The 12312-nt window shown below is 36.7% G+C and carries 7 protein-coding genes; all 7 read right to left on the bottom strand.

All coding sequences use genetic code 11. The features are described 5' to 3' along the window. Positions 1-34: 34 nt before the first annotated feature. The 7 genes from BHV72_RS00855 to BHV72_RS00825 all read right to left on the bottom strand — a co-directional run bounded on the left by BHV72_RS00855 (position 35) and on the right by BHV72_RS00825 (position 12311). Positions 35-1204 (bottom strand): esterase, encoded by a 1170-nt coding sequence (locus tag BHV72_RS00855; RefSeq protein ID WP_181986691.1) that lies wholly within the window; start codon positions 1202-1204, stop codon positions 35-37. Positions 1205-1253: 49 nt separating this feature from the next. Beyond that, entirely contained in the window at positions 1254-2942 is a 1689-nt protein-coding gene (locus BHV72_RS00850) for a carboxylesterase/lipase family protein (RefSeq protein WP_009122333.1), read from the bottom strand. 16 nt (positions 2943-2958) lie between these two features. Continuing rightward, complete coding sequence (locus BHV72_RS00845) at positions 2959-4437, bottom strand: glycoside hydrolase family 30 protein (protein ID WP_118467601.1); 1479 nt, start codon at positions 4435-4437, stop codon at positions 2959-2961. A gap of 38 nt (positions 4438-4475) precedes the next feature. After that, entirely contained in the window at positions 4476-6161 is a 1686-nt protein-coding gene (locus tag BHV72_RS00840; RefSeq protein WP_286853568.1) for a DUF5060 domain-containing protein, read from the bottom strand. 96 nt (positions 6162-6257) lie between these two features. Beyond that, positions 6258-7994: a RagB/SusD family nutrient uptake outer membrane protein gene (locus BHV72_RS00835; protein WP_087413417.1), complete on the bottom strand. Its 1737-nt coding sequence runs from the start codon at positions 7992-7994 to the stop codon at positions 6258-6260. 6 nt (positions 7995-8000) lie between these two features. Then, positions 8001-11195 (bottom strand): SusC/RagA family TonB-linked outer membrane protein, encoded by a 3195-nt coding sequence (locus BHV72_RS00830; protein ID WP_164470646.1) that lies wholly within the window; start codon positions 11193-11195, stop codon positions 8001-8003. Between the two features lie 147 nt (positions 11196-11342). After that, positions 11343-12311 carry a hypothetical protein gene (locus BHV72_RS00825; protein WP_087413415.1) on the bottom strand — a complete coding sequence of 323 codons (969 nt, stop codon included), beginning with the start codon at positions 12309-12311 and terminating at the stop codon, positions 11343-11345. Between the last annotated feature and the right edge of the window lies 1 nt (position 12312).

Below are 12312 nucleotides of genomic sequence, written 5' to 3'. Positions count from 1 at the left end.
TTATATTATAAGCAGAGGTTATCAATTAGCCCTATTATTTTTTGAATAACCTTTGTGAGAATTCATACAATTGTTCTCTCCAAAATTCCCATTCATGTCCATAGGCAGCATCATGGAACTCACAATTCACACCATACTTCTTAAGATCCTGAACAAAGGAAACATGGCCTTCATAACGCGGATCTTTAGTACCGCAACTAATCCATAATAATTGAAGTTGCTGATTGATATTCTCCGGATGGTCCATCACTCCGGGAACATACTTATCATGACTGAACTTGCCATCTCCCATTATGCCTGCGCTAAATTGACCTATATAAGAAAATTTATCCAAATTTCGTAAACCAAGTACGTACGCCTGACCACCACCCATGGAAAGTCCGGCTATTGCCCTACTCTCCTTATTTTTTGCAACTCTATAATTGCATTCTATCATAGGAATAATATCTGTGAAAAGTTCTTCTTCTAATGTATTCATTCCTTCAACAGTACTTCCACCCGCCCAAGAGCCGTCTGTAAGCCCATTGGACATTACAACTAACATTGGTCTAGCTTTATCTGCGGCAATCAGATTATCTAAAATTACAGCCGCACGTCCATCTTTTACCCAGCTACTTTCATTATCACCACCCCCATGGCGCAAATAAAGAACAGGAAAATCCCGCGTAGATGTTTTTCTATATTCAGCAGGTACATATACATACATTTCACGTGGTCTTTTTAAGGGAGTAGATATATACTTCAAAATATGAATTTCCCCATGCTGCACATTTTGCAACTCATCATAACGTACAGGATTGCCATGTACTTCTACTACACTTCCATAAACCGAGGTTCCGGCTTTCACTACAGGATTAGCAAAATCAATAGTACGAACACCATCAATTTCAAAGAGATATTGATATAAACGAGGAGATACCGGTTTAATGGTAGTAGTCCATATTCCATGTTTATCTTTCTCCATTGGAGTTGACAATACATCCCATTCATCAAAGATTAAAAGAACATTTTTCGCATTCGGCGCCTTTACTCTAAAAGTTATACTATGATCATCATTGACGACCGGCGAAAATGGTGGTTCAGCCGGTTTCCACCAACCTTCAGTACTAAAAACTTTTTCCCGCCGTTGAGCCATAGTGGTTTGTGTTATCATACACAGAGCCAATATCAACACTAAAATAGACAAAACCTTTACTTTCATCATTTAAAATTTTAATCATAACTAAAAACCAATCCTACACTCTAAAAGGTACCTATTTTTTAAAATAATTCATCAAAACAGTACGTCCCTCTCTATCCGGATCATTTTTTACTTCACATACATCATTAAATATCATTGTTTCTCCGTTCTTTACCGTAAACTCCGGCCATTTCGGCAAAGAGGAACAGTTCGGATTTCCTGTCCGAACAAAACTCAATAACGCATCAGCCATTTTATAGGACAATTTCCGTGGACGACTACCACCACCGGAATGAGTTACCATCAAGTCCGTATTCAAGAACCAAAAACTAATATCCAAACAATGAAACGCACGCATCCTTCCATCAAATAATGAAGGGCAAAATCCAAACCATGCCATATAAACAGGAGCATTCTGCTGCTTTTTAGCTGTTGCCGCTTCAATGACAGATAAACGATTGGAGTGTACTAAGATTAATACTTCTATAGGTTTTGCTTCAGGAAAATTTCGAGAATAAGCGTTATAAATATCTTTTGCTTTCTCGCCATAATGTTCTGATAATCGTTCTATTGCCTGTGCAGCGGTAATCATTTCCTGAGTAGAGTCTGCACGATTTACTCCCCATTCATGGAAAGTTGTGCAAAAAATCATAGGAATATCCAAAGAGGATGAAGAACGGAAAAACTTCTCTTGAGGGAGATGTACACCATCTCCAATCGGACCGAAATTACCTCTGACCATACCAGAAGCTCCTTCTTCTCGCTCCATACGGGCAGAAGCACGATACGCCAATTCCATATAATCTCTCCACGGCATATCTTGAAGCTTGTCTACTTCTGTGGCAGACAACCCCGCTTCCCTGAGTATATACTCGCCCAACAATCGAGAATATTCAGGCTTATTCGCCCTAATGGTCGATCCACTTAATGCCACACCCTTATGAATCAAACCGCGCATTTCGGGCATAGCTGCTAATAGACAAACCTTAGCACCACCGCCAGACTGTCCAATTACCGTCACATTATCAGGATCACCCCCAAAATTAGCAATATTGTCATGTATCCACCGTATGGCTGCAACCATATCCAATAAACCGGCATTACCAGAGTCTTTATATTTTTCTCCAAAAGCTGATAAATCTGTAAATCCGAATACTCCCAAACGATGATTAATGGAACAATAAACAATATCACCATATCGAGTAATATTCTCCCCATTATATCCATCCTGTTCAATACCGTTACCACGTGTAAAGCCTCCCCCATGTAACCAAACCACCACCGGGCGCTTTTTTCCGTCAGCAATACCCTGAGTCCATATATTTAAGCAAAGACAATTTTCACTAATCTCATCATAGTTCCAATGATCAACGAACATATCATATGAAGTGGATGCACGACTATATACATCTTGAGGCGCTGTATTTCCATAAAAAACAGCAGGTCTAACTCCTGTCCACGGCTTATGCTTACAAGGAGGCATAAAACGATTTTTGCCAGAGGTATCAGCAGCGTAAGGAATTCCTAAGAAAGTATAAATACCACGCATTATATATCCCTTCACCTTTCCATACTCTGTATCAGCAATAGCAATATGGTCACCGATCTGAACTTGAGGTCCATCATCTGTAATATCTTTTCTATCTTGAGAAGAGCTATCAGAGACCAATGCTTCCGAAGCCAGTGCAGTGAGAGGTTGGGCACCTAACATAATAGTACCCAATCCTACACTCTTAAGAAATTTTCTTCTATTGATACCCATAATTTTGTTTTTTACCTTACCAAATAAATGTTCCTACAGAACCGGGCGCTAAATGTAAATTTGCAAAACGGCCATTGTACTGTATCTTAGCTGTTTGCTGTGACCAACTATCATTAGCTATGACCAGAACTATCTTCCCCTCAGGAGTTTTAAACGCAACATTTGGCAGTACATCGCTATGTTCAACAACGGTAGCACGACGAATTTCTGCCCGTTCCTCATCTTCCGTAATATCCACTCCCGGATCAAAAGCATCGGTAGACGATATACGGACCGAACCTGGGCGAATAAATTTAGAAGCATGCGCTATGGTATAATATGCTATATTACGGGTTACTTTATCCCCGTCAATAGTAATTGCTCCCTGACACATTGAGCACCCTCCATTATCTGTATGCGGGTCAAACTGCGGGTCCGCTGCATAGTTCCATAAAATAGAATTTTTACTCCAATTACGAGTTACATTCACAATCAAACGTTTGACTGCAGAGGCAATATTAATAGTTTCACTTCCCGGACGTTCTGTCAACATCTGCTCTGTAAAGTAGATATTCTTATCAGGACGTGCCCTATGTACTATATTCATACCACTCATATAACCACGATAATGATGAAAAGCAGAACCATCTACATATTTCGAAGTAACAGGATCACTCAATATAGCTAACGGATAATCCGGCCTATCACAGTTATGATCAAAGATTACTATTTTAGTTTTTAAACCAGCCGCTTTAAAAGCCGGACCCAAATGCTCTCTTACAAATTCATTCTGTTGCTGCCAAAACCATGGCATACTTGGAGTGTTACGAGAATTGAGAGGCTCATTCTGCACTGTAACCACATCAATATTAATACCCTCTTTCGCCATAGCCTGAACATATTTTGTAAAATAACGGGCATAGGCATCATAGTATTCGTTCTTGAGAGCTCCTCCCCGTACATTCTTACTTTCCTTCATCCATACAGGAGCAGACCAGGGTGAAGCCATAATTTTGATATCAGGAACAATTTTCAATATCTCTTTCATGACAGGGATTATATCATCATAATCATGCCCTAGGTCAAACTTTTTCATTTCCAAATCTTTTTTGCCATCCGGAAGGTCATTATAGGAGTATACAAAGTTATTTAAATCAGATGCTCCCAAGGTTAATCGTATATAGCTAAAACCCACATGATTTCCCTCAGTGCCAAACATCTCTTTCAAAATTTGTTCACGTGCTGAATCACTCATATGATGAAGATGGAAAGCACTACCCTCCGTCAACGCAAATCCAAATCCATCTATCGTTTGAAATTCTTGGCGGTCATCTATAATAATTGGCAGACCTTTGCCTTCTTCATTTCCAAAAGTTATTTTTTCCGATTGTCGCTGGAAAAGCATCGAACGGTCAGCATTGGTTACCCATGCTTCAATCTCCTGCGCGCTCAGCGTCCCAACACTATAAGTCAACAATGAGCCTATAGTCAAAATCTTCAAATAATTTTTCTTCATAATATCAATAATTAAAATATTTCATAAACCTTATCTATTCATTCTAACGAAGGGGTTAAAATATATACAACCTCTTTTTCTGCACCTAATGTTATGCCTTTCAGGGTTATAAAGGAAGATGCATTATTAATCTCCAAGGCATCCTTAATAACCAACATGGTCGGATCCATAGCCTGTACTTTATATTTTTGATGCTCTGTAATAGGAATATTAATATCAATAACCAGAGTTGAATGCTCAGGATTAAATAAATACACAAAAATTTCCTTACCGCACTTTACTCCAAAAACATCCACATTTTCTACTTCTATAGATAAAGGCTCAAAAGAGCCATTACCAGCGGCAAGCATTCTATCACTAATTTCTCTAACAGCCCGAAAATAAGGTGTCATACCACGAGCATCGAAATATTCCCACCACCAACTCATAGGAGTAACCGGAGTCGGGGAAAACAAACCATACCACAATCCTCTTTTAAAATCAATATCCATCTCATGAGAGAAATCATCAAAATTTTTCGACCAATCCCATTCCCGGCCAAATTCTCCGATTATATAAGGTTTACCGAATTCCTGAACATATCGTTCTATTTCAGTTGGTATACTGGATGTTTTATTATATATATGCTTTTGGTTAATATCCATATTTTCTATGGAATTTAACCCTTCAATATCCCTATGAGAAATACTAGTAGTAACAATATGGCGATATGGATCTATCTGTTTAATATAAGTGCTCATCTCATCATGCCAATCTACGATAAATTTGCTATCAATTGGATTATTACTATTACGGAATTGTATGTTATCCACTTCATTAATAAATTCCCACATTGCAATCGAAGTACTATATCCCCAACGAGCAACAATATAACGTAATCGATTTTTATACCATGCGCGTGCTTGTTTATCAACAAAGAAGTCTTCAGCAGTATTCACTACTCCACGTTCTTTGATTAAATAACCACCTTGGCCTAAGGTTAACATTATATATAAATTCAGTTCTTCCGACAACTCTATCAAATAATCCATGCGGGCCAATGCATCCGGGTTATAAAATTCATCACTTTTTGTGTACCGACTATTATTAAATGGTCCTTCGTAATCAATCGGCAGGTTCCATGAACATATCCATGTACGAAAGAAGTTCCCACCATTCTTCGCAAATTCCGTTAACAAATAATCGTAGTTATATCGTTCTGACTTTTCATGCAGTTTCTTAAAGAACTTAGAATCATCGTTATCTCTTGATTCCCAACAAATATTTTCCCCTATTCCACGAAAAGGTTGCCCGTTGTCAAATACTAATATCCAACTGGACTTTGTATGCAAAAAGCCGGGCTCAGCAGACTTATTTACTTCAAAACTTTCAACCTTTGAAGTATCTTTCTTTGTGCCACTTTTTATTAGTTGAATTTTATACTGATATATTCCACTTTCCTGAGGAGTATATCTTGCTTTCCAACAAGAAAGATTATTACTCTTTTTTGAGACAAAGTAACAAGGTAATATCTGTTCTTTTTGGGAAGGGGTAGTAATCAACATATCCAATGCAATCTCCTCTTGCATATATGGATTATCAAACTTCTGCACAACTTCAATATCAATTTCTACCTTATCATATTGCTTGTATTGAATAGGATGTATGCTGCTTTTAATTGTTTGTCCAATCATTGGAACATTCATACCCAACAAACAAACTAAAAGAAGTATTTTATTCTTCATGTTCATTTTATATTAAATTGATTACTTATGCCCTATTTGGAAAAGGGGATTGACTAAAAACGGATTTCAACATTATTTTAGCCAATCCCCGCCTCGTTAGTCTGTATAAATAGCTCCAGCACCTTCCCATGCAGGGTCTTGTACCAAAACACCCGCTGAAAGATTCACCTGACTAACAGGTATAGGGAAAAATCCACCTGTTTCTTCAATTCTTTTCTGCATATCCCCCATATTGGCTGTTGTCCACACACCGGCATTACAAATAGGCACTCCATTTTTCTTATCTAATTGTGTACCAGCTATATGCCAACGTAACAAATCATAATAACGAATACCTTCAAAACATAGCTCATATCTACGCTCATTACGTAATGCTTCTTCCGTATATGCTCCTAATGCCGGTAATCCCACTCTATCTCTTACTTGATTAATATAGGAAACATCTTTAGTTAGCTCAGCCAACATCAAAAGCACATCTGAGAAACGCATAATATATGTATCCTGAGTATTATTCTTTCTATAATCATCCGGAGCATTAAACAGAATACAACTATAATTTACATAATCGATACCACCTTCATCGTTTTCTCTTTTAGCATTCATTGCAATGTACTTCTTATTCCAATAACCAGTCTCTTCCATTTGGCCATCTCCTCCCCAAGTATATTTATCCATCTCATTCGGATCTCTCACATCCATAATAGAAGCTTGTCGACGAAGGTCATTAGGCTCATTTGCCTCCCATTCATCCCACAATTGAGGATTGACGGTTCCACCTCCCCATCCTAAACCTAAAGGAAACATCTCGGCACCCGCATCAGCTACCCCCCAACCACGGATAGAGCTATACAATACAAGCTGATTTGCATGATTTTCACCATAAGTATCAGCTAACGATGAATATTTGTAGCTGAATATATTTTCATAATTAGCTCCCTCTTCTTTAATCCAAGTAATATCACCATATTTTTGGGCGTAATCAGCCTTAATTTTTTTCATATATTTATAGTCTTTGGAAGTTTCCTCATTACTATAAGGCCACAATGACCAAAAATTAGGTAAAAGTCCATGCCCACTATTAGTTACAACATCCTTAAGCCAATCAATTACCTGTTCTTTGGAAATACTCCCTCCATCGGCGAGCGGCATATTCTCTTCCTCATAATAACCTGTATAAAACAACCAGGCTCTTGCCATCATAGATTCTGCAGCCCACTTCGTAGCATGACCTAAACGAGACTTATCCATGGCTTGAAATTTTATAGCAGGTATTTTCTCAATGGCAGCCTTAAAATCTGAGGCTATCTGCCCCCAAAGTTCTTCGGGAGTTGCACGAGGCAAATTCACTTGTTCTGTTGTCAGTACTAAAGGAACCGTTCCATAAGTACGGCAAAGATTCATATAAGCATAAGCTCTCAAAAATAAGCTTTCTCCTTCAACAGCCTCTCTATTAACTTCACTGCTCCAAGCAACCATATCCATACTATTCAGAATTGTGTTTACTCTAAAGATGGCAGAATACATCTGCTGCCAAGGATTCTTATATTGATCTTCACCATTACGTTTCAAACGCCCGATAGCTCGATTGTCCCTATCACTCTGCCCAGCTCCGCCAAAACGATCATCAGAAGCCAAATCACTCATAAAAAAGGGATTATTTAATGGTGCTATTTGAACGATAGTCTGATATGTCGCTGCTATTAACATATTAACATCAGCTTCGGTCTTAGGAAAGCTTGAAGAATCTTTTTTCGTCAAATTATCTGTATCCAAGAAGCTCTCGCAACCCATAAACATAAATACAGAAATGCATAATAATAGTATTTTTTTCATCGCTTATTAAAATTTAAGATTGAAACCTATGATTATTGTACGTGGAGAAGGGTAAGAACCAATATCAATACCTGATGCCCAGCTCTTTCCATCGCCATAACCGACTTCAGGATCCATGCCTGAATAGCCAGTAATTGTCAAGAGGTTTTGCACTGCAAAATACAAACGCGCCTTTTCAAGAAACATTTGTGGGAATAATTTCTTAAAATCATATCCAATAGCAAGATTTTGAATACGGAAATAATCACCATCTTTAATATATATATCAGAAATATTCTGCCAATTTAAATGTGAAGTACTCGTTAACCTTGGCAATGTATTAGAAGTACCGTCACCATGCCAACGTCCATATATCTCTGTTGTATAATTATCCAATGGTTCATCTTTATAGTTCCGATAGGACTGAGCAATCTGATTTCCTAAAACAGCAACTGTTGCAATATTCAAATCGAATCCTTTATATTCCATATTGACATTAAATCCCATATTCACCTTAGGATAAGGATTGCCTATCATGGTACGGTCTTTGGAATCAATCTTATTATCATGATTAGTATCCACAAAAATAAGATCACCCGGCTGCACATTATCATATTTAGCACCTTTGTATGCATCAATCTGAGCCTGATTCTGGAAAACTCCCGCTGTTTTATAACCATAGAAGAAACCTATAGGATAACCAACCTGTGCACGATACATTTCATCACTGTTTCTAAATAATGTACCTGTACTACCATAGATAATTTGTTCACTATTATTAATCTTAGTCACTTCATTCTTATTATGTGCTATATTATAACTCAAGCCATAAGAAAAGTCACCTACTTGATCTCTCCAAGTTAATCCCAATTCAATACCTTTATTTTGTACATCGCCACCATTAATATAAGGTGCACCTGCTCCATAACTTGTTAATGCAGGAGCTTTTAACAACCAATCTTTGGTATTCTTTACATAATAATCAAATGTTACACCTAAACGACTTCTCAAGAAACGAGCATCAAAACCTACATTTATCTGTTCAGAAGTTTCCCAAGTCACATCCTCATTGGCAAGAATATCAGGATAAGCTCCTGTAGTAATAGCCCCTTTGTCAGTACCAAAGAAATAACGAGCATTAAAATCAATAGTGGATAAATACTGGAAACCATCAATGGACTGATTTCCATTTTGTCCCCAACTTGCTCTCAATTTAAAGAAATCCATAAAAGAAGTTATACCTTCCATAAAAGATTCATTGGTTAACACCCAGCCTGCTGACACTGATGGGAAATATCCCCAACGCTTTCCACGCTTAAAATTTGACGAACCATCAGCTCTCATTACAAAAGTCAACATGTACTTTTCATTATAATCATAATTCACGCGACCAAAAAATGATGCCATTTTATGAGGAGTAATAGGCGCACCACCAAGAGTTGTCGAACCAGCAAGAATTACCTTGGTGTTATCTAAATAAGCATGCTCAAAATCATTAAACAAAGAATTCTTATTTGAGCCGTTCATACTCATGCCTAAACCGTTATTTTCAACAGATTGCCCCAGTAAGATATCAAAATTATTTCGTCCAGCCGAAAATGTATAATTAATGGTATTTTCAATCATCCAATTCATTCTTGTTGTCATCTGCTGCTGCACTTCATTCTCATTCCTAAAGTTATCACTTGAAAGATTATATACAGGAGCAAATTTTCTATAATTATTTTGTAAATAACGTACCCCAAAACTACTCCTGAACTTTAAATTTTTAATTGGTTGTAGCACAAGATAAGCATTTGCATGAAGACCATAAGTCTTTGTTTCATTTTGCCCATGTTCATAATCCATCATTCCAATAGGATTAGCTCTACTACTATTAAGAGGAATAGCAGTTGTGTAATTACCAGCAGCATCATAAATATCAAAAACAGGATAGGTATTTAATAATCTATAAATGCTATTAGAATCCATATTGCCAATGGCAATACCATTTTTACTACCGGCATGGAAATTAATATTTTCTCCAAACTTCAATATATCCAAATCATTGTGTTTATATAGGGTATGTTCTGAGTTAATGCGAACTGTCGTTCTTTCATAAACCGGAGCAACAGGCTTACCAATAGTACCTTCCTGACTCGTATTCGATATACCCATTGAAAAAACAGAACGTTCACTACCACCACTTATATTTAATGAATGATTTCTAATTAAGGCATTCTTATTTAATGCACTCTCAAACCACTGAGGACCTTCCCAGCCATTCTGAATTCGATCCCAATCAGGAACAAGATTAGCCCAATCTAATGTTTTATTATCATAAGCATATGCCTCATTCATAATTTCAACATACTGTTGTGCGTTCAATAGTTCCGGCTTTTTATATACATTTTGCCATCCAACATAAGTATCTAATGTTATATCCAACTTGCCTGTACGCCCTTGCTTCGTTGTAACTAAAACAACACCATTTGCAGCACGAGCACCATAAATAGCAGCAGATGCCGCATCTTTCAAAATATCAATTGATTCGATATCTGCCGGATTCAAAGAGTTGATATCACCACCTGTAACACCATCTATGATATATAACGGTTCTGAATTACCTACTGTACCAAGACCGCGAACAGCAACCTTAAAACCCTCACCAGGCATTCCGGATACGGAGGTTATATTCACACCTGGAGTTTGGCTGGCTAATGCGCCTAAAGCATTTACAGTATTTAATTTAGTAATATCTTCACCTTTCACTTGTGAAGTAGCACCCGTCACCAACTTTTTCTTTTGGACACCATACCCTACCACAACAACATCTTCCAATTCCAATGCATCAGCTTGTAAAGTAACTTTAATATTTGTTTGATTACCAACTACAATATCTTGAGCAGTATATCCAACGAATGAGAAGACTAGAACAGAGTTCTTATCTGGAACAGAAATTCTAAAATTGCCATCAATATCAGTAATAACTCCAGTAGTAGTCCCTTTAACAATAATATTCACACCCGGCATTGTTAAACCTTCCGTATCAACCACTGTCCCCGTAACAGTGATACCAGATTGCATAATACTTTCAGAAGAAAGACTTATCCTACTATTGGAAGCACTAGCAAAAGCAACACTTACATTAATCAATAACAAAAAAGAGCATAATTTCATAAACAAAGGTATCTTTGCCATCAAAGACCTTGCATCTATTCCATTTACATAATGATTTTGCATGTTTTTCATTTTTTAGGTTGTTTTTTAATGATTATAATTTATATATTAAGTGTACTTCACTCTATCCATTATTTATTTTCCATAGGCATGTCTATTTATATGTTAACGATATCATGTTATATAATTCAAATCTTGCAAGAGAGTATTTTATTTTACATAAAAAACATATTTAAAACTCCAGTCAATCTCCTGCCGAGGAAACAGTTCAATATTAATATAAGGTTCTGGGCAGCACGTTCTCTCCGATGCCCAAAAATGGATTGTAGAATATCTAGCATCTGAGGTAATCTCTACTCCAGCTTTCAACTTTTCATTCTCAACAATAATACTACCCGCGACAGGATTATCATTAATATTCATTACCATCACACTTTCATTAGGAAAAATTGCTCTTGTAAATCCAACTCTATTTTTATCAATATTCAAAATTCTATTTTTATTATCTGAGATACTCTTAACAATGTTCTCCGGAAATGTTACCACTACATTGGAGTCAGTAAACAAATGTCCTATAGTCAAAAAATTATGATTATAAACTTTGGTCTTAATGACTTTTCTTCCTGTATTCTTCAATGTATGTGTTATAAGTAATTCAGGTATACCAACTGTTAGTTCTACACATTTTGTATAACAATAAGAATAGCCTGAAACATCCTTAATCAAATGTCTAAATATTACTTTACGGCCTGTTCGTTCTACAATCCATTCTCCAGGATTAATAATCTCATAAAGTTTAAATCTATCATATTGCTCATTATTAGATTTACGAAGACCACCTATTCCTATTTTTAAAAACTCATCTTCATCCTCAATACATTCATATCCTATTTCATTAAACTCTTCAACAGGACCAGATATCGCATCATTCACTCTTGGATTATGTTTTGAATACCATTGCCCAAAATAATCTATACCTTGATAAATCAAACTGCCAATAATTCCTGACCAATCAAACCGTGTAGCCCTATAAAAACCTTTATCTTGATCAGGCAAATATATTTGAGCAGTTACTATTCCATTTGTTATAGTATGAACAGGGTATTCTTGACATTTTAATTCTCCAAAGAGGAAAAAGACAAAAACTAAAAACAATATCTTTATATGTATAAACTTCATG

The sequence above is a fragment of the Bacteroides sp. 43_46 genome, assembly GCF_001915455.1.
Lineage (GTDB): Bacteria > Bacteroidota > Bacteroidia > Bacteroidales > Bacteroidaceae > Bacteroides > Bacteroides caccae.
The sequence above is the reverse complement of the archived record's forward strand: the minus strand, read 5'-3'. Positions and strand labels throughout refer to the sequence as shown.

What these genes read in the sequence shown, in the direction of transcription:
- BHV72_RS00850 (WP_009122333.1), bottom strand. Translation starts at nt 2,942, where the DNA reads ATGGGTATCAATAGAAGAAAATTTCTTAAGAGTGTAGGATTGGGTACT.
- BHV72_RS00840 (WP_286853568.1), bottom strand. Translation starts at nt 6,161, where the DNA reads ATGAAGAATAAAATACTTCTTTTAGTTTGTTTGTTGGGTATGAATGTT.
- BHV72_RS00835 (WP_087413417.1), bottom strand. Translation starts at nt 7,994, where the DNA reads ATGAAAAAAATACTATTATTATGCATTTCTGTATTTATGTTTATGGGT.
- BHV72_RS00855 (WP_181986691.1), bottom strand. Translation starts at nt 1,204, where the DNA reads ATGATGAAAGTAAAGGTTTTGTCTATTTTAGTGTTGATATTGGCTCTG.
- BHV72_RS00825 (WP_087413415.1), bottom strand. Translation starts at nt 12,311, where the DNA reads ATGAAGTTTATACATATAAAGATATTGTTTTTAGTTTTTGTCTTTTTC.
- BHV72_RS00845 (WP_118467601.1), bottom strand. Translation starts at nt 4,437, where the DNA reads ATGAAGAAAAATTATTTGAAGATTTTGACTATAGGCTCATTGTTGACT.
- BHV72_RS00830 (WP_164470646.1), bottom strand. Translation starts at nt 11,195, where the DNA reads ATGCAAAATCATTATGTAAATGGAATAGATGCAAGGTCTTTGATGGCA.